A 19,884-nucleotide genomic window follows, 5' to 3' on the forward strand; every position below is an offset into this window, starting at 1 on the left:
CATTTTGTGACTTTTTTGTGGAAAACTTCAAAATTTTAGAAAAATAATTTGAATTTCAAAAATCTGACTACCAACTTGAGAATCGTTTAAAAAAAATAATCAAGACCTTGGTAAAATCTAAGCCATAAAAAAACCGACAAAAATTTGTCGGTTTTCTTTTTTTATAATTTAAAAAAAATTAATCTTTATTAATTGCAGCAACTCCTGGAAGTTCTAGACCTTCCAAACTTTCCAACATTGCCCCTCCTCCAGTTGAAACATAACTAACTTTGTCAGCATAACCGAATTGCTTAACGAAAGCAACACTATCGCCACCTCCAACTAACGAGAATGCTCCAAGTTTAGTTGCTTCTTCGATGCTATCACCTAAAGCAATTGTACCATCAGCAAATTTTGACATTTCGAAAACACCGATCGGTCCGTTCCAAAGAATTGTTTTAGAATTTAGGATCACATCATTAATTTTTGATCTCGATTGACGACCAGCATCCAATCCCATCCAACCTTCGGGAATTTCGTAAACGCTCACTTCTTCAGTATTCGCATCATTACTGAATTGATCAGCAATAATCACATCACTTGGCAAATACACTTCAACTTTATGTTGTTTCGCTTTTTCTAAAATTTCTAAAGCCAATTGCAACTTATCATCTTCTACTAAAGAATTTCCGATTTTTCCTCCTAAAGCTTTAATAAACGTAAATGCCATACCACCACCAATAATTAAATTATCAATTGCTGGTAAAATATTTTCAATAATAGTAATTTTAGTAGAAACTTTAGATCCACCAAGTATTGCAGTTACAGGTTTTTGACCAGATTTAAGAACTTTATCAATTGCTTCTAATTCTTTAGCCATCAACAAACCGAAAAATTTAGTTGAAGGGAAAAACTTAGCAATAACTGCTGTTGAAGCATGCGCTCTATGCGCTGTACCAAAGGCATCGTTAACGTAAGCATCACCTAACTTAGAAAGTTGCTCTGCAAATACTTCATCACCTTTCTCCTCTTCTGCATGGAATCTAAGATTCTCTAACAATAAAATTTCACCAGCTTGTAAAGCTGCAGCAGCTTCTTCTGCTTTTTCACCAATCGATTCTTCAACAAACTTAACTTCTTTTCCTAAAACTTTAGAAACTTCAGAAACAATGTTCTTAAGCGAATATTTATCATTAACTTCACCTTTTGGACGACCAAGATGCGTCATCAAGATTACCGAACCGCCATCAGCCAAAATCTTATCAACTGTAGGTTTAACAGCAACAATTCTTGTATTGTCACTTACGTTAAGATTGTCATCTTGCGGAACATTGAAGTCAACGCGTACCAAAGCTTTTTTGCCAGAAAAATTGAAATCCTTAATTGTTTTCATTCGTATTTATTAAATTTATTTCAGATTGGTTTGATATTTGAAATACTAGTTTCAACGATTACAAATGTAAGATTTCTCTTTATCAAAAGACGAACTTTTCACACAAAAGATTCCACACCGCTACAACAATCATTATCTAACAATTTTATTTATTTAAAAAAGAAAGAATATTGTTATTGTATATTGTAGTTGTGAGTTTTGTGGAAAAGTATTTTTGAAATTTTTGATAACATTTAATTTAAAGTCTATTCATATTCTATTAACATTTAAGACGTTTGATTTTCAATAATTTAACTGAGTTTTCCACAAATGCTGATAAATATTAATAAGTCTGTATTATGGATATTTTAAGTGGGGAAAATATTCGGATTGGCACACTAAAAGTTTTTCAAGTTTGGGAATTGTTTTTCCATTTAGAAAGTGCAATATGAATTTTAATTCAAACTAAAAAGAACAATCTCAACATAGTTTTCCACATTTGTTTTCGTAGTTTTCCACAGGTTTTGATAGGTAATATTAACAAAGTATTAATTATCGAGATTTTATTTAGTTATTCTTCTCTTCCAAAGATTATCAATCAACAGAATAATATTAAATTTGTAGAAAATCTATCTAATATTATATAAAAGTAAATTATGAAAAAAATAGCTATTGCCGCTGACCATGCAGGTTTTGAGTACAAAGAATATCTTAAAGAACAATTAAAAGATAAATACGAGATTCAGGATTTTGGGACACATTCTTTGGATTCTGTTGATTATCCAGATTTTGTACATCCTACGGCTTCTTCTGTGGAAAACGGTGATAACGAACTTGGGATTTTGATTTGTGGTAGTGGTCAAGGTGTACAGATTACAGCCAACAAACATCAACAGATCCGTTGTGCGCTAGCGTGGATGCCAGAGATTGCAACATTGTCTAGACAACATAATAATGCTAATATGGTCGCTCTTCCTGCAAGATTTATTGCAAAAGAGCTTGCCTTAGAAATCGTTGAGAAATTCCTCACTACAGATTTCGAAGGAGGCCGACATCAGAACAGAGTCAACAAGATTGCTTGTTCTTAATTGTAAAAACCTTAGTATTTCTTAAAATATTAAGGTTTATTAATTTTTAAACCTATGAAAAGAAATAGAAGTCTAAAAAACGATCAGAAACTCATCGAATTAGGGAGAATTATTCTGCGTTTTATGAACCAAAATACCAACAAAATCTATAATTATAAACAGATTGCGAATGGTATAGATTACAAAAATCCAAGACAACGAGAATTGGTTATACAAGCCTTACATCGTCTGCTTGCGAGTGAAAAAATTAAAGAAACTGAAAAAGGTAAATACATCATCAACTTAAAAATCGAAGGTACTTTAACAGGTATTATCGATTTTAACCAATCTGGTAACGCTTATGTAAGTGTCGAAGGTATGGAAGATGATATTTTTATCCATCAAAAAAATGTAAAAGATGCCTTGCAAGGTGATAAAGTCCTTATTGTGACTTATCATTTTAAAGGTAAAAAACTAGAAGGTTCTGTTGTTAACGTTCTCGAACGTGCAAAAGATACTTTTGTTGGGACTTTCCAAGATATACCACATAAGGATTTTGGATTCGTAGTTTTTGATAAAAAGAATATGCATTCGGATATGTTTATCCCGAAAGATAAAGTCCATGATGCGACAGATGGCGATAAAGTCATTGTTAAAATGATTAAATGGGATGCAGGAAGCAAAAATCCAGAAGGCGAAATTATTCAAGTTTTAGGAAAACCTGGCGAGCACGAAACCGAAATTCATGCAATTTTGGCTGAATATGGTTTGCCTTACAATTTCCCACCAGAAGTTGAAAAAGAAGCTGACGAAATCGATACTGAAATTCGTCCAGAGGAAGTTGCAAAACGTTGGGATATGCGAAATATTTGCACGTTTACCATCGATCCAAAAGATGCAAAAGACTTTGACGACGCACTTTCTATTCAAAAATTAGAAAACGGAAATTGGCAAATTGGTGTTCACATTGCGGACGTTTCACATTATGTTCGCCCTGGGACTTTGCTGGATGACGAAGCTTATGATCGCGCAACTTCAGTTTATTTGGTGGATCGCGTGGTGCCGATGTTACCTGAGGTTCTTAGTAACGGCGTTTGTTCGCTTCGTCCTAATGAAGATAAATACACGTTTTCAGCAGTTTTCGAAATGGATGAAGAAGCTAAAGTTAAAAAACAATGGTTTGGTCGCACAGTAACGCATTCTGACAGAAGATTTACTTACGAAGAAGCGCAAGAACGTATCGAAACTAAAGAAGGCGATTATCAAGAAGAAATTAATAAATTGGATGATCTTGCAAAGATTCTCCGCGATGAACGTATCAAAAACGGTGCGATTACTTTTGATAGAAGCGAAGTAAGATTTAATCTAGATGCAGACGGTAATCCGATTGGTGTTTATTTTAAAATTAGTAAAGATTCGAATCATTTGATTGAAGAATTTATGCTTTTGGCGAACAGAAAAGTGTCAGAATTTGTTTCATTAAATAAAAGAAATGAGCCTTCTCACAACACTTTTATTTATCGTGTTCACGAAGATCCAGATCCTACCAAATTAAATGCTCTACGCGATTTTGTTGGTAATTTTGGTTACAAAATGAATTTAGCCAATGCTAAAACCACAACCGAATCGATGAACAAACTTTTACAAGAAGTAAAAGGTAAAGCGGAAGAAAATATGATCGAAACGCTTGCTATGCGAAGCATGAGTAAAGCTAAATATACCACCGAAAGTCTTGGTCATTACGGCCTAGGATTCGAGTATTATTCGCACTTTACATCGCCTATTCGTCGTTATCCAGATGTTATTGCGCATCGATTATTACAACATTATTTAGATGGTGGCAAGTCGGTTGATGTGCACGAAGTTGAAGAAAAAGCTAAACATTGTAGCTCGATGGAGCGTCTTGCAGCCGATGCTGAAAGAGATTCTATCAAATACATGCAGGTCAAATTTATGGAGAAACATGTTGGCGAATATTTCAACGGTGTTATCTCTGGAGTTTCGGACTTTGGTTTCTGGGTAGAAATCCCTGAAAACGGCGCTGAAGGTATGATAAAACTTCGCGATTTAATAGACGATTCTTATAGTTTTGATGCTAAGAATTATGCGATCGTTGGTAGCAGAACTGGTAATACTTACCAATTGGGTGACCAAGTCAAGATAAAAGTTATGAAAGCTAATTTGTTGGCTAAACAATTGGATTTCAAGATTATCAATTAATTATAATCATTAAGAATTTTTAGTAAAGCTTAATTTAATCTAAGGTTTATTAAAAATTCTTTTTCTTTGCAAGATACTATAAGCTATGTTAGAACTTATTTTATATGCAATTGTACTAGGAATCATGCTGAGTTTGGTGTTCATCGGGCCCATCTTTTTCCTCCTTATAGAGACAAGTTTTTCGCGTGGTCCCAAGCATGCTTTAGCATTGGACTTTGGGGTGATAACTGCCGATATACTCTGTATTGTTGCATCGTATTACGCCAGTGCCGACCTCGTCGAACTTATTGACAAACATCCCTCCTTTTATCGGATTTCGGCGCTCCTCATTTTTATTTATGGCTGTATCATGATGGTTTCTAAAACCAAAATGCACATGAAGGGAGAAGAAAAACTTATCAGTCGTAATTATTTCAAAACCTTTGCTAACGGCTTTTTATTAAATTTATTAAATGTCGGGGTTATCTTATTTTGGTTGGTGACGGTGGTTTCCGTTCGTAATCAATATCCAGACACTAATGATTTTATACTTTACATTGGGATTGTAATTTGTACTTATTTAGTGATAGATTTAGCCAAGATTTTCCTTGCAAAACAATTCCATGATAAGTTAACTCAAAAGGTTGCAAATGCCATCAGAAATGGCGTTGGCATTATCTTGATTGTATTTAGTTTCTTTATATTTTTACAAAGTTTCAAAAAATTCAATCAGTTTGATAAAAAACTAGAAGAAGCCGAAAAAACTGAAGTTAAATACAAACGTTCGAAATAAAATGAAGTCTATTATTTTTCCTAAAAGTCTTAAAAAAGCTGATAAAATTGCGATTATTTCGCCAGCTGGTTCTGTTGAAGAAGCACAATTACAAAACACTTTAGATTTAATTATTTCTAAAGGTTACGAACCTATTTTGGGACAACATACTTTAGAGAAATTTCAAGATGGTTATAGTTACGCTGGTAACGAAGAACAACGTATTTCGGATATTAATTGGGCGCTCAACGATCCCGAAATTAAAGCAATTTGGGCAACTCGAGGCGGTTACGGATGTCAACATTTATTAGAGCATATAAAACTAACGGACTTTAATAAAAATCCAAAATGGTATATTGGTTATTCGGATAATACGGCTGTACAAAGTTTACTTTTAAAGAAAGGTTTTGCGAGTATCCATGGGCAAACTTTGAAGACTTCTTCTTTTGGCGTTAGCGAAGAAAGTTATGATTTGGTTTTTGATATTTTAAAAGGGAAAAAACTTAATTATACTTTTAAATCAAACGATTTTAATAAAAAAGGAAATACCGATGGACAAATTGTTGGCGGTAATTTAGCTTTGATTTATGCACTTTTAGGTACCAAATATTCTTTCGATTTTAAAGATAAAATTTTATTTATCGAAGATATAGGCGAGAATTTTTATGCCTTGGATAGAATGTTGATGAGCCTCGAATTGGCTGGTGTTTTCAGTAAAATTAATGGATTAATTGTTGGCGGAATGACCAATATGGGAAAAGAAGGCGAAAACAAAGCTTTTGAGGAGTCTTTTGATCCTTTCGCTTATCATTTGATAGAACATCGTCTAAAAGGCTATAATTTCCCTGTTTTGTACGAATTCCCGAACGGACATATTTTCGACAATCGACCAATTATTTTGGGTGCTGAAATTGAATTAAACATTGGTAAAAAATCGGAAGTTATTTTTAAATCTTAAAAATGTCAGAGCATTATGATTTCGGAAAACGCGCTGAAGATGCAGCTTGCGAATTTCTAGAGTCTAAAAAGTATCGGATTCTAGAACGCAATTTTCGATTTCTGAAAGCTGAAGTTGACATCATTGCAAAGCAAGATCAAAAACTAGTTATTATTGAAGTGAAAGCACGAAGCGATAATCACTTCATCAATCCCGAAGATGCTGTTAACAAAAAGAAAATGAAACTTCTCATAATGGCTGCTGATGCGTATTGTCAAGAATTAAATGAAGAATTGGAAGTAAGATTTGATATTATTTCTGTTCTGAAAACAAATACCAACGACTTAGAAATTCATCATATTGAAGACGCTTTCCAAAGTCATGAAATATAAAAAGCTCCGAAAATTTTCGGAGCTTTTTGTTATAATTGGCTAAATCTAGTAAGTTAAGAATTGTTTCAATTTAAAATGTTGTTATTAATTTTGGTGAAAACTTATATCGAGAAAAGAATGTTATCTTCAAAAACGCAAAATAAAAAAGGAAATTGGGTGGTAACAATTAATGTCAATGACCAGTCGAATACACCAACATTTATTTTAGAAGTTTTCAAAAACGGAAGCGCATTTTTATCCATCAACGCTAACGACAGACAACCAATTAGTTACGATGGATACATTTCGAATTTAAATGCAAAATAGAATTTAATTTGTTTTAAATCTTATTAAGACTTCAACAATTTATTAACAAACTCACGTGCTTCAGAACTTGGATTAGCCAACAATTCTGAAGCATTTTTTTTATGTTCATTAAAAGCGTCGTCCAACTGTTGATTCTTTTTTGTTTGTTCTAAAATATAAGCTTGCACCCAATATTGAAAACGTTTTTCCCCTTGTAATTGTCGAACTTCTTCAAAGCGTCCAGACTCTTTTTTTAAAGAAATAAAATCATCAATTTTTTCATAAACATTCTCTAAACCTTGATGATTAAGCGCTGAACCAAGCAAAACTGGGACTTTCCAATCCTTTTCTTTTGGAGGCATAAATTGAAGCGCACGCGTTAATTCCAGCTTTGTATTTTTGGCTTGTTGAAGATTATCTTCCGAAACTTTATTAATGAAAATAAGATCTACCATTTCCATAATGCCGCGTTTGATGCCTTGTAACTCATCACCACCACCGATAATTTTTAAAAACAAAAAAACATCAGAAATATCGGCAACCAAAACTTCGCTCTGCCCCACTCCAACGGTTTCTATCAAGATATAATCATATCCAGCAGCTTCACAAATTAACATGGTTTCAAAAGTTGCATTGGCAACGCCACCCAGAAATCCAGAACTCGGGCTTGGACGGATAAAAGCATTCGGATCTTTGGCAAGATCTTCCATTCTGGTTTTATCACCGAGAATACTCCCTTTGTTAATCGCCGAACTTGGGTCAATTGCAAGCACCGCAACTTTTTTTCCGTTCTTGATGGCGAGTTGTCCAAAACTCTCAATAAAGGTCGATTTTCCCGCTCCAGGAACGCCTGTAATCCCAACTCGAATTGATTTCCCAGTTAATGGCATAATCGCTTTAAGAAGTTGCTCGGCTTTTTCGCGATGCTCCAACTTCTTACTTTCAACCAAAGTTATCGCCTTAGCAATCAATCTTTTATCACCAGATTTTATACCTTCAACTAAAGTTTCTAAGGATATTTCAACGCTCATCTTGAGAATTTGGAATGTTTATAAATTGTTTTTAAATCTGAGTAGTTTCAGTTTTAATTTATAAATTTGAAATAACTCAAAGATCAAAAATAATGAAAAAATACCTATATACCGCTGTTTTTGCTTTGACTTTGGTTTATTCTTGTACCTCAAGAAATACTGCAAATAGCGAAGGAAGTTCTTATGGCATTACTAAAGGACAAATGGCAACGGCGAAAACTTTGTATGACGCAAGATGTGGAAAATGCCATGATTTGCCAGCAACAACAGATCATACTGCCAGCGAATGGAAACCGATTATCGAAAGAATGGCGCCTAAAGCAAAACTAAGCGCAGAAGAAGGAACTTGGTTATTGGCTTATGTAAGTGCCAACGCAAAAAACTAAACCCAATCACATTTTTATATTAAACAAGGCGCGCTTTTCGTTTCTGAAAAGCGCGTTTTTATCTTAAAACAATAAAGAAGTTTGTTTACGATGTTTATTTTTTAATAAATTTTGATATATAATCTTTACCAGATTTAGATTTTAAAATGAAATAATATATACCTGTACTAAGATTAATAGTGTCAAAATGTGATTCATTTGTTTTTTTAGTAACTAAGAGATTAGCGTTCATATCATAAATACTTAACTGAACAATATCTAAAGATGCAGCCCAATTAACAATAGAAGCACTAGGATTCGGAAATAATTCTAACTTAAATAATTTGTTTTGTACATTCTCAATGGTAGAAAGCTGAGAAGTATTAAAAAATATATGAACACTTGTTAAATAATCTTCATAAGTAGATACAATGTCTACCTTATTGTCATTATTAATATCTGCAATGTCTAATCTAAGAGGATATGTCTGTTTATATGCTTCATAAATTTCCTTTTTGTCATGAAATCCATTTCCGTTATTATTCAGATAGGTTAGTATTTTTTCTTTTTGATTTCTATTATCATCAACAATAACAACACTAGCAATAAGGTCTAAATAACCATCATTATTAATATCAGCAAGCTTTATCCTATCACAGGTGTAATAATCGATAATCTTTGGAGAATTGAAGCCTCCGTTAGTATTATTTAAAAAATAATAAAAAGGGTTATTTCCAACAGATCCGCTGTATTTATCTCCGACTATAATGTCGGGATATCCATCATTATTAATGTCTCCTATTACAAAAGGAAAATTATAGCTTCCTACTGGATTTGGAAATTTTCCTCCAGAGCTAAAATTGCCACTACCATCATTCTTCAACCAAACAAAATCTCCTCCAAATGTTCCAAAAAGATCATTACTGCCATCGTTGTCTATATCTGCCGTCAAAAAAACGCCAGAAAGACTTAAATTCGGCTTAGTCATCACAAAGCCCAAATTCTCAGTTTGCAAAAATAAATGAAAGGAAGGATTAGAATCTGTTAACTTTTTTGTCATAATCGCAAAATCTAATTTTCCATCATTATTAAAGTCGGCAATACTAGGTAGATCAAAAGGAGAATTTGACATTTTATTTAGATAAACAGAGGAAAAATTAAAATTTCCATCATTTTTTAATAACTCTATTTGATAAGCTGATATAATGAGTAAATCTAATAATCCATCATTATTAAAATCAAAAAGCCAAACACTACTATTAACAGTCACATTACTAATATCCTTAATGTAAATAGGAGCTGAATACTGATTGTTGCCCAAGTTTTTACTAATAGTAATCGCATAAGGGTATAGCACAATAATGTCATTTTTCCCGTCACTATCAAGATCGGCAGAGCGAACATCACTTATTGACAACGAACGATGGCTTAATGTTTTTTCTTGATAAAGCTTTGTAATATTATCATACTTATACGACGTTAATTTTCTCCCAAAGTCAGTATCAATTTTTACCGTTCCTATTACATCAAATTTGCCGTCTTTATCTAAGTCTTCTATTAAAATATTTTCGGGATACATTAAGCCATCCAAAACTGGTGCAAAATTAGAAAATGTTAGATTATTGTTATTCTTTATCCATCCAATAGTATTATTACCATTAACAGATTTTGACATTATAAAATCATTAATACCATCCTTATCAACATCATATAATGATAAACTTGTTATATCAATATCAGAAATAATCGCCTTTTGTATGAAAAAATCGAGCCCTTTATTATTTAATTTATAACTTAAACGCTTAGAAGAATTTTCACTATAAACGAGATCAAGGTAATTATCTCCATTAATATCAATAAACTCAAATTCGCCTCCACTACTTCCAGCAACTAATTTCGGTGTATCCCAATTATCTCCATTTTTATTATTTAAAAAATATATGTTTCCGTCTGCTTCACAGGTTACAATATCTAAATAACCATTATTATTTATGTCTACCAGTTTTATTTTTGTAATGTCACGAGCAGATAGTGCCAACACAACATCTTTTGCAAAATTCCCATTCCCGTTGTTTATAATCAATCTTAGAGAATTTGGATCATTAAATGTTCCTGAATTTGTTATTATATCTAAATTACCATCATTATTAATATCTCCAATAGCTATAGATGTAGGTTTTGTTAAGCTAGTTTCAATTACTTTACGTTCCGAAAACTTTAAACCACCAAGATTCTTATACCAATATATTTTACTTTCTTCTCGATTACATATAACAATATCTTTTAATCCATCATTATCAAGATCACCAGATTGCACAGCAAAAATAGCAGAATTAAAAGGAAAATTATCAATTACAATAGGTTGATGTGCTTGCAAATCACCTCCAATATTTGTATAGATAAGTAAAGATCGATTGTTGTCAGATGTTGTTAAAATCTCTTTAAAAGAATCGCCATCTAAATCAGCCGAAATAATAACATTTGGGTCATCGGAATAATATGTTTTATTGATAAATATACTGGGATTCGAAAATGAAACTTGTCCAAAATTTAAAATACAAGAAAACAATACTAAAAAACTGAATAAATTTCTCTTCATACACAAAAATATTATAATTAGTAAATCAAAAATATGTAATTAAATAAATAAACGTAATTATTTAACCAACATTTTTTCTAAAATTTCTACGGCACATTTTGGAAGATTAGTTCCGGGACCAAAAATATGGTCAGCGCCGTTGGCATACAAAAATTCGTAATCTTGCTGCGGAATAACACCGCCAACAACCACTGTAATATCTTCTGCGCCTAGCTTTTTTAATTCTTCAACAACTTGTGGCACAAGGGTTTTGTGCCCTGCTGCCAAAGATGAAACACCTAAAATATGAATATCATTTTCGATGGCTTGTTTTGCAACCTCTTCTGGCGTTTGGAACAATGGCGCAACATCCACGTCAAATCCCATATCAGCAAAGGCTGTCGCAACAACTTTGGCACCACGGTCGTGTCCGTCCTGCCCCATTTTTGCGACCATAATTCTTGGACGACGTCCTTCCTCTTCCTCGAATTTTTCGGTTAGTTTTACCGCTTTATCGAAGTATTCATTTTTACCAGCATTCATAGCATATACACCAGAAATAGTTTTGATATTGGCTTTATAACGACCAAAGCTTTCTTCCATCGCATCCGACATTTCACCCAAAGTAACACGACGCCGCGCCGCTTCGATACATAAAGCTAAAAGATTGCCTTCCGTGGTTTTTGCAGATTGACGAATTTGATTCAAGATATCTTCTACAGCAGCATTATCACGCGTTGCTTTGATGTTGTTAAGTCTTTCAATTTGCTTTTGACGAACCACAGAATTATCGATATCCAGAATCTCAATATCTTCTTGTTTTAACTGAGATTTAAACGAGTTAACACCAATGATAAATTCTTCTCCACTGTCGATTTTAGCTTGTTTAATGGCCGCAGCCTCCTCGATTCTCATCTTTGGAATACCTGCTTCAATCGCTTTTGTCATCCCACCTTCTTTCTCAACCTCATCGATGTACTTCATCGCTTCTTCAATCATCTGTTGCGTCAAAGCTTCCACCAAATCTGAGCCACCCATTGGGTCAACAACATTGCAAATGCCGCTTTCTTGCTGAAGAATAATCTGTGTATTTCTCGCAATTTTTGCCGAATAATCTGTAGGTAACGCAATTGCCTCATCCAAGGCGTTTGTGTGCAAAGATTGCGTTCCGCCCAAAGCCGATGACAAAGCTTCAATCGCAGTTCTTGTGATATTATTAAATGGCTCCTGCTCTGTCAAACTCCATCCAGAAGTCTGCGAGTGCGTTCTTAGCGCCAAAGATTTTTGATTTTGAGGATTGAACTGTGTTAAAAGATTTGCCCAAATATAACGAGCTGCACGCATTTTGGCGATTTCCATAAAGTGATTCATCCCGATTGCCCAGAAAAATGATAAACGTGGTGCAAAATCATCAACATTCATCCCAGCTTTTATCCCTGTTCTAACATATTCTAGACCATCAGCAAGTGTATAAGCCATCTCTAAAACTGGCGTTGCACCAGCTTCCTGCATGTGATAACCCGAAATTGAAATCGAATTAAACTTAGGGATATTTTTAGAAGTGTATTCAAAAATATCAGCGATAATCTTCATGGACGGCGTTGGTGGATAAATGTAAGTATTACGCACCATAAACTCCTTAAGAATATCATTTTGGATAGTCCCAGAAAGCAAATCTTGAGAAACGCCTTGCTCTTCCGCAGCAACAATATAGAATGATAAAATCGGCAAAACCGCACCATTCATTGTCATAGAAACCGAAATTTGATCCAAAGGAATTTCGTTAAACAAAATTTTCATGTCTTCCACAGAGTCAATTGCAACACCCGCTTTACCAACATCGCCAACCACTCTTGGATGGTCAGAATCATAACCTCTATGCGTCGCCAAATCAAATGCTACCGACAATCCTTTTTGTCCAGCTGCCAAGTTTCTTCTGTAGAACGCATTAGATTCTTCCGCTGTTGAGAAGCCTGCATATTGACGAATGGTCCAAGGTTTTTGAACATACATCGTGGAGTAAGGTCCACGCAAGTAAGGCGCAATCCCTGCAGAATATGATTTTTCGGTTAAATTTTGAGAATCAGCAGCTGTGTACGAAGACTTTAGTTGAAGTCCATCTTTCTCGAAATAGTAGATTTCTGGCTCGGTATATTGAATATTAAAATCAGGCTTTGTCGCCTTTATGGCTTGTCGCATAATGGGATTTTTATCTCTGTAAATTTACAACTTTTAGGGGACTTTATCTTAGAATAAAGCCTTAATATAGAATTTTGAACTAAAATTATTCGTTATTATCTTGCTTATAAAAACTTTCCAAAAGCTGTTTTGCAGTTTCTAGGTTTTCTTCTGCAACTTTCAGCTGAACACCGCCAGAAGTCAAATTGAAAACATTATAAGTATTTGCCAACACATTTCCGAACACAAAACATTCGACATCATTGGCTTCCAAAAAAGCCTTAATCATTTGGGCCTCAGGTTCTGTATTAAAAACTTTTAGCGTTACAAGTTCCATATTTTTTAAATTTAAATAAAAAACTCAATTAAGTTATCTTGGAAGACGACTTGCTCTTTTCAGAAGTTCAGCATTAATATCATTGATTAATTGTGGACCTTCGTAAATGAAACCAGTGTATAATTGTACCAAACTTGCTCCTGCATCCAATTTTTCCATCGCATCTTTTGCAGAATGAATCCCGCCTACACCAATAATTGGGAACGCTCGATTACTTTTATCCGCTAGATATTTAATCATTTTTGTACTACGCTCACGAATTGGTTTTCCACTTAAACCACCATTTCCGATTTCAGCTAAAATTTCGGGAGAAGTTTTTAAACCTTCGCGATTAACAGAGGTGTTAGAGACGATTACACCGTCAATTTTAGTTTCAGCAATCAAGTCGATAATTTCATCCAATTGATTGTTATTAAGATCTGGTGCTATCTTTAGTAAAATAGGTTTTGGGCTTGCTTTAGAAACATTGATTTTTTTCACTTCTGTGATCAACTCTCGAAGATATTCTACATCTTCCAATTTGGCGTGACTTCCCACATTGGGACAACTTACATTCAAAACAAAATAATCCACATGAGGATGAAGACCTTCGAAACAATCCAAATAATCTTGGGTATAATTTTCGGGCGTCGTGTTGGTGTTTTTTCCAATATTTCCGCCGATGATGATTTTCCCTTTGTTGCCTTTCAATTTTTCAATTGCAGCTTCTAAACCATCATTATTAAAGCCCATTCGGTTGATAATTCCACCGTCTTCAATCAATCGGAATAGGCGTTTTTTTGGATTTCCCGCTTGTGCTTTTGGCGTTACGGTTCCAATTTCAACAAAGCCAAAACCTAAATCCGCTAATTCATTAAAAAGAACTGCATTTTTATCAAATCCTGCTGCTAAGCCTACTGGATTTTTAAATTTCAAACCAAAAACTTCTCGTTCCAAACGCTTATCTACAATAGGTTTTGGAAGAAATAATTTGGTCAAAAAACCAAAATTCTTAAGCATTGAAAATGTAAAGTGATGGACTTCTTCAGGATCGAATTTGAAGAGAATTGGACGTATGATACTTTTGTACATCAAAGAAAAGTTTTACAAATTTAGTCAAATCTAAATTGATATTAACTTATTTGGTTAAAATTAACATATAATATCTTTCCTCAATTATGAAGTATTCATTTAAATAATCAACTATTGCATCCTTTCTAAAATCCCATATTTAAATAAAAAATCTTTGATTAAAAACAAATACAGGGTTAATTTTTAATCAAAAACATATTTTGCAATAATTTTTTTCTATATTGCGACCTCCAAAACAATAATTATTAATATGAAAAAAAGCCTACTAATTCTTGGAAGTATAACAATATTTGCAACAAATATGCTTTATGCTCAAGATTTTGTAAAGTCTAAGACAATTAATGAAAAGGGGAATATTAATCTTATTACCTTTTCTGAAGGGTCAAATTTATCGAAAAGTAATACTCAAAATATCCTAAAAGATGTTCTGAAGCTTTCCGATGAATCGAGTATGAAAAAAGTTAATGAAGTTAGATATAATTCTGATTTCGTGACTGAAAAATTTGCACATTATATTAACGGTATTCGTGTTGAAGGAAGCACATACAATGTTAATTATAAAGGTGATAAGCTTATAAGCATGAGTGGAGAGGTTTTTACAACAAATGATATTATATCGAAACCTCAAATTTCGGAAAGTAATGCTTTTGCAAGTGCATTAAAAAAAGTAAATGCTCAAAGATACATGTGGGAGAATGCTGCATATTCTGCAAAAACAGGCTACACAAAGCCAAAAGCAGAGCTAGTCTATCTTCCTGTCGAGACTCTAGGTCAAATGTCCAAGCTAATCTTAGCTTACAAATTTGACATCTATGCTGCTAAACCTATGAGTAGAGGTTACGTATACATTGACGCAACATCTGGCGACTTTGTATCATACAATGCGATCATGAAACATGCACACAGTAAAAGCGAGTCAAATGATCTAATTGCTACTAATAGAAATCAAGCAACAACGTCTAAAATTGAAATTCCAGAATCTTACAAAGCAACAAGCCTTGAACTAGGAAATGCTGCAACACGTTACAGTGGCGCTCGCCAAATTGAAACCAAACTAGTTAATGGGCAGTATATTTTAGCATCAGAAAGTCGTAAAGTTTATACAAAAAATTCTAATAAAACAGATGATATAGAATCTGCTACTGAGTTTGTTGATAACGATAACAACTGGACTGCGGCAGAATTTGACAATTCTAATTTTGATAATGCTGCGTTAGATGCACATTGGGGCGTTTCTAATACGTATGACTATTTCAAATCAACTTTTAATAGAGATAGTTTTGACAATGCAGGAGCAGAAATAAATAGTTATGTACATTTCTACGAAAAATTGGAAAATGCAGCTTGGTCAGGCGCAGAAATGGTATATGGCGATGGTGATGTTTATTTTAAACCTTTGACTGCTTTTGATGTTACAGCGCACGAACTAGGACACGCAGTATGTCAGTATACAGCAAATCTAGCTTACGAGAGAGAACATGGCGCTATTAATGAAGGACTTTCTGATATTTGGGCTGCTATTATTGAGCATAAGTATGCGCCAGAAAAACAGCCTTTTTTAATTGGTGAAGATATCACGAACGTGGCACCTGGATTCATCAGATCGATGAGTAACCCAAAATCTGCAACACTTTCTAAACAACCAGACACTTATAAAGGTCAATATTGGCAACCTGCAACTAAAGCTGAGGGTTGTACAATACCAAGCGAAGAAGCTAATGATTATTGTGGTGTACATACTAACAGTGGCGTTCTTAACCATTGGTTTTATATCCTAGTTTCAGGAAAAACAGGAACTAATGATGTCGGAAGTAGCTATAATGTTACAGGAATCGGATGGGAAAAAGCTGCCAATATTGTTTATAGATTAGAGTCTTCTTTCTTAACAGAGTTTTCGACTTATAAAAACACAAGAGACTTTGCAATACAAGCTGCTAAAGAGTTGTATGGTGACACTTCAGCAGAAGCAATAGCTGTACAAGATGCTTTTTATGCTGTTGGTGTTGGGACAAAACATTTAACAACTCCTGATACGCAAGCGCCTACAACACCTACTAATCTAGTAGCAAGTAATGTAAAAGCAACAACTGCGACGTTAACATGGGCAGGATCCACAGATAACGAAAAAGTCGAAGGTTATATCGTATACGGTAATAACGAAGAACTTGCGCGTACAACCGAATTAACAGTTGATCTTTTTGGGTTAACAGTTAATACCGATTATAATATGACGGTAAAAGCATACGACGATGCAAATAATCTGTCAGCAGCTAGTAATATTGTAAGTTTCAAAACAGCAGCTTCATTGCAATATTGTACTGCTAAATCACTTAATGCAACAGAAGAAAACATCGGTCGTGTCGTTCTTAATACCTTGGATAAATCGAGTACAGGGACTGCTGGATACGAAGATTTTTCAAACTTATCTACCGATCTAGTTGTTGGCGAGACCTATCAGCTAGAAATCCATCCTTTATTCCCACAAGGAGGAAGTTCTGCTGAGACTTATGGCGCTTATATCGACTGGAACAACGATGGTAGCTTCTCTGGAGCTAATGAAATGATTGGAGGTTCTGGCTTGCCAACATTTAACAAACCATTCAAAATACCATTTACTGTACCAAGCAGTGCTATTAAAAACCAAAAATTAAGAATGAGATTGGTTTTACAGTATGCTGGTTTCGGGACAGATCCTTGTAGAACTTTTGACTATGGACAAGTGGAAGATTACTCTGTGAAAGTTACTAGTAATTTAGGAACAATCGATACCACAGCTTCTACAACCACAATCTATCCAAACCCTACGAAAGATAGTATTAACATCCAAACAGGACAAAGTACAACTTACGATCAATTCGAAATCGTAAATGCTGCTGGTCAAATCATTAAAACTGGAAAACTTTCTGGTTCTATTATCGATGTTAAAGCTTTACCTGTCGGCCAATACATTTTGAAACTTACTGGTAAAGATGCATCTTCTGTACACAAGTTTATTAAAAACTAATAGGCAGTTACATAAATCGTAAAAGTGAAAGGAAATGCGGGCAATTTTGTCCGCATTTTTATTTTTTAAAACCTAATTTCAACACCAATGTTTGTAGTTTTTGGACTAAAATTATTGACTTGTTGATAAGTTAAACTTGGTTTAAGTTGAATACTTTTCCCTTTGTGATGGCTTGCAATAATGTAAAATGGCACCGATCCAATCATCGACATTCCTCCCAATGTCAAAAACAGATAACCAAAAGTTTCCCCAGTGGTAAAAAATGAATTTGCACTCCCAGAGCCATCATCTATCAATAACAAAATACCACCCAAAGCACTTGCAGTAGCTCCTGCAATCAACATTATTTTTGCTGTCTTTTTATTTGCTAAATAGCGTTCAAAATGGTAATTTGAAGCTATTGTACTGTCCACTTTTTTAACTTGAGTTTTTCCAAATCCACAAATTAAAACCGAAACAATAAAGAATAAATTTTTCATTTCTCTGTTTTTAAAATTGAATTAAAACCCCAGCTTGTGCAAAATTTTCTTGAACTAAAATCGGTTTCTGAAAAGAAATACTCGGACTAATTTTTAAAGATTTTCTTTTGTTAATGTACGAAATAATATAAAATGGGATAGAGGCGATAGCGGCTAAAGCTCCTCCCGTAATCATATTGATTCCAATTATTTGCGATTCCGAAAAAAATAATCCTGAAGGATGTCCCGAAACCAACAAAAATGTCCCTACAGTCGCCAATCCAGCTCCAGAAAGCGCAATAATATTGGCCATTTTCTTTTTTCTTATCGATTTTGTTAGATAAGTATTTGAGGCTTGCGAAAGAGAATCTTGTTTCCCCTCTTGCGCTTGAAAATTAGTGTTACATAAAAACAATAAAAGACATAAAATAAAAGTTTTCATAATCAATTTTTATTCGAAATAAGTCAATTATTCCGCCTAAAAAAATGATTGAAATCAAGAGTTTGATTTTTTCTTACATCGCGAAAAGGTCTCAGGTGTTATTTGTAAATAAGTTGCAATCACTTTATCTGTGAGTCTTTGTGATAATGCTGTTTGTTCTTTTAAAAAAATATCAACCTTTTCTTGTGGCGAATATGAGGTCAAAAATTCGATTCTTTTGATCTGAAAATTCTGAAATTTTTCCAATATCTGTAAATAGACTTTCTCAAATTTTGAATTTTCAGAAATCAACTTTCGAAAGTTTTCGTTAAAAATTCTCAATAAACTTCCGTGTTCCAAAGCTTGGATAAAAGCTGGCGAAGCCACTTTTTCCTGAAAACTGATCAAAATTGTACAAAACTCGCCTTCCGAAACGATTAATCGTGTAAACTCTGAAGCGTTGGCATTAAGGTGAAACGTCCGCAAAATACCTTTGTTAACGAAGTATAAATAGTGACAAACTTCATCGGAATTGAGCAAAAATTCATTCTTTTTAAAACTTTGAATTTCAAAATGAGCTTGTATTTCGTTAAGTTCTTCTTGCGAAAAATTAGAAATTTCTTGAAGTTTTGTCTTTAATAAATCAAATTCGGACATATAAATTCTTATAGAACTAATTTAAATTTTTTTCTAAAACTAAATAAACTTACTAACATCAAAACTCAAAATTTTTGCAATTTCTAAAAATTCTGGATTGACGTCTAGGCTTGCATTTATAGAAATATTTTCCTTCGTTATTGGATGCATAAAATTGAGCTGATGCGAATGCAGAGGCATCGCCGTAATATTGAAAGTTTGCAGCCACAACTTATTTTGCTTGTTGCAACCATGTTTTCGGCAACCCAAAATGGGATGCAAAATATGTTTAAAATGCTTCCTCAGTTGATGAAATCTTCCCGTTTCAGGAATCGCTTCAACTAATGAATATCGAGAAGTTTGATGTTTTCTAAAAGGTAAATCGATTTCTGAGGTTTGCAAACGACGATAATACGTAATTGCATTTTGGATCACTTCATTTTCGTTTGCCAAGTCATAATCGATGGTTTCCTCTTCTTTTGTCCATCCTCGTAAAATCGCAATATATTTTTTTTCAACATCTCGACTCATGAACTGGTCGCTGATGAGTTTTAAGGTTTCTTTATCTAATGCAAATAATAAAACGCCCGAAGTTTTTCTGTCTAATCGATGGACGAGATGCACTTTCTGACCAATTTGGTTTGTTAGTTTTTCTACCGCATATTCATCTGCGGGTCCTGCGTAATAGGATTTGTGCACCAACAATCCGCTTGGTTTATTGATGGCGATAAGATATTCGTCGCGATACAGAATTTCTAACATTTTGCAAAAATAGAGATTTCTTGTAGAAATTTTTAATGCG

At 33.9% G+C, this 19,884-nt stretch carries 18 protein-coding genes; 8 read left to right on the top strand and 10 right to left on the bottom strand.

The genetic code is table 11. The features are described from left to right. Positions 1-178 precede the first annotated feature (178 nt). The gene (locus tag B5X62_RS11310; protein WP_079667536.1) at positions 179-1,372 is read right to left on the bottom strand and encodes a phosphoglycerate kinase; all 1,194 of its coding nucleotides are present in this window, start codon (positions 1,370-1,372) and stop codon (positions 179-181) included. Positions 1,373-2,007: 635 nt separating this feature from the next. Between B5X62_RS11310 and rpiB the strand changes: the two genes are divergently transcribed. The 6 genes from rpiB to B5X62_RS11340 all read left to right on the top strand — a co-directional run bounded on the left by rpiB (position 2,008) and on the right by B5X62_RS11340 (position 7,024). Beyond that, positions 2,008-2,439, top strand: a complete 432-nt coding sequence (gene rpiB / locus B5X62_RS11315; protein ID WP_079667537.1) for a ribose 5-phosphate isomerase B — start codon at positions 2,008-2,010, stop codon at positions 2,437-2,439. Between the two features lie 54 nt (positions 2,440-2,493). Next, positions 2,494-4,638: a ribonuclease R gene (gene rnr / locus B5X62_RS11320; RefSeq protein WP_079667538.1), complete on the top strand. Its 2,145-nt coding sequence runs from the start codon at positions 2,494-2,496 to the stop codon at positions 4,636-4,638. Between the two features lie 85 nt (positions 4,639-4,723). Then, positions 4,724-5,410 (top strand): LysE family translocator, encoded by a 687-nt coding sequence (locus B5X62_RS11325; RefSeq protein ID WP_079667539.1) that lies wholly within the window; start codon positions 4,724-4,726, stop codon positions 5,408-5,410. 1 nt (position 5,411) lies between these two features. Further along, positions 5,412-6,347, top strand: coding sequence for a S66 peptidase family protein (locus B5X62_RS11330; RefSeq protein WP_079667540.1), 936 nt, complete (start codon positions 5,412-5,414; stop codon positions 6,345-6,347). 2 nt (positions 6,348-6,349) lie between these two features. Beyond that, on the top strand, positions 6,350-6,718 hold the full coding sequence (locus B5X62_RS11335) for a YraN family protein (RefSeq protein WP_079667541.1): 369 nt from the start codon (positions 6,350-6,352) through the stop codon (positions 6,716-6,718). 75 nt (positions 6,719-6,793) lie between these two features. Further along, the gene (locus tag B5X62_RS11340; RefSeq protein ID WP_079667624.1) at positions 6,794-7,024 is read left to right on the top strand and encodes a DUF4251 domain-containing protein; all 231 of its coding nucleotides are present in this window, start codon (positions 6,794-6,796) and stop codon (positions 7,022-7,024) included. A 23-nt stretch (positions 7,025-7,047) separates the two neighbouring features. On the opposite strand, the gene meaB is transcribed toward B5X62_RS11340, so the two are convergent. Further along, positions 7,048-8,034, bottom strand: a complete 987-nt coding sequence (gene meaB / locus B5X62_RS11345) for a methylmalonyl Co-A mutase-associated GTPase MeaB (RefSeq protein ID WP_079667542.1) — start codon at positions 8,032-8,034, stop codon at positions 7,048-7,050. A gap of 92 nt (positions 8,035-8,126) precedes the next feature. Between meaB and B5X62_RS11350 the strand changes: the two genes are divergently transcribed. Then, positions 8,127-8,420: a hypothetical protein gene (locus B5X62_RS11350; protein ID WP_079667543.1), complete on the top strand. Its 294-nt coding sequence runs from the start codon at positions 8,127-8,129 to the stop codon at positions 8,418-8,420. Between the two features lie 94 nt (positions 8,421-8,514). Here B5X62_RS11350 and B5X62_RS11355 read toward each other — a convergent pair whose 3' ends face one another. From B5X62_RS11355 to B5X62_RS11370, 4 genes are all read right to left on the bottom strand, one after another. After that, entirely contained in the window at positions 8,515-10,998 is a 2,484-nt protein-coding gene (locus tag B5X62_RS11355) for a T9SS type A sorting domain-containing protein (protein ID WP_079667544.1), read from the bottom strand. Between the two features lie 57 nt (positions 10,999-11,055). Further along, complete coding sequence (gene scpA / locus B5X62_RS11360; protein ID WP_079667545.1) at positions 11,056-13,176, bottom strand: methylmalonyl-CoA mutase; 2,121 nt, start codon at positions 13,174-13,176, stop codon at positions 11,056-11,058. 85 nt (positions 13,177-13,261) lie between these two features. Beyond that, positions 13,262-13,492, bottom strand: a complete 231-nt coding sequence (locus tag B5X62_RS11365) for a putative signal transducing protein (RefSeq protein ID WP_079667546.1) — start codon at positions 13,490-13,492, stop codon at positions 13,262-13,264. 33 nt (positions 13,493-13,525) lie between these two features. Continuing rightward, positions 13,526-14,563 (bottom strand): quinone-dependent dihydroorotate dehydrogenase, encoded by a 1,038-nt coding sequence (locus B5X62_RS11370; RefSeq protein WP_079667547.1) that lies wholly within the window; start codon positions 14,561-14,563, stop codon positions 13,526-13,528. A 250-nt stretch (positions 14,564-14,813) separates the two neighbouring features. On the opposite strand from B5X62_RS11370, the gene B5X62_RS11375 reads away from it, so the two are divergent. Next, positions 14,814-17,567 carry a M4 family metallopeptidase gene (locus B5X62_RS11375; RefSeq protein ID WP_079667548.1) on the top strand — a complete coding sequence of 918 codons (2,754 nt, stop codon included), beginning with the start codon at positions 14,814-14,816 and terminating at the stop codon, positions 17,565-17,567. 65 nt (positions 17,568-17,632) lie between these two features. On the opposite strand, the gene B5X62_RS11380 is transcribed toward B5X62_RS11375, so the two are convergent. The 4 genes from B5X62_RS11380 to B5X62_RS11395 are packed head-to-tail and all read right to left on the bottom strand — an operon-like array spanning position 17,633 to position 19,844. Continuing rightward, positions 17,633-18,046, bottom strand: a complete 414-nt coding sequence (locus B5X62_RS11380) for a hypothetical protein (protein WP_079667549.1) — start codon at positions 18,044-18,046, stop codon at positions 17,633-17,635. 10 nt (positions 18,047-18,056) lie between these two features. Beyond that, entirely contained in the window at positions 18,057-18,467 is a 411-nt protein-coding gene (locus tag B5X62_RS11385; protein WP_079667550.1) for a hypothetical protein, read from the bottom strand. Between the two features lie 54 nt (positions 18,468-18,521). Next, positions 18,522-19,103 (bottom strand): Crp/Fnr family transcriptional regulator, encoded by a 582-nt coding sequence (locus B5X62_RS11390; RefSeq protein WP_079667551.1) that lies wholly within the window; start codon positions 19,101-19,103, stop codon positions 18,522-18,524. A gap of 39 nt (positions 19,104-19,142) precedes the next feature. Continuing rightward, positions 19,143-19,844, bottom strand: a complete 702-nt coding sequence (locus B5X62_RS11395; RefSeq protein ID WP_079667552.1) for a pseudouridine synthase — start codon at positions 19,842-19,844, stop codon at positions 19,143-19,145. Positions 19,845-19,884 lie beyond the last annotated feature (40 nt).

This window comes from Soonwooa buanensis (genome assembly GCF_900167905.1).
GTDB classification, from domain to species: Bacteria; Bacteroidota; Bacteroidia; order Flavobacteriales; family Weeksellaceae; genus Soonwooa; species Soonwooa buanensis.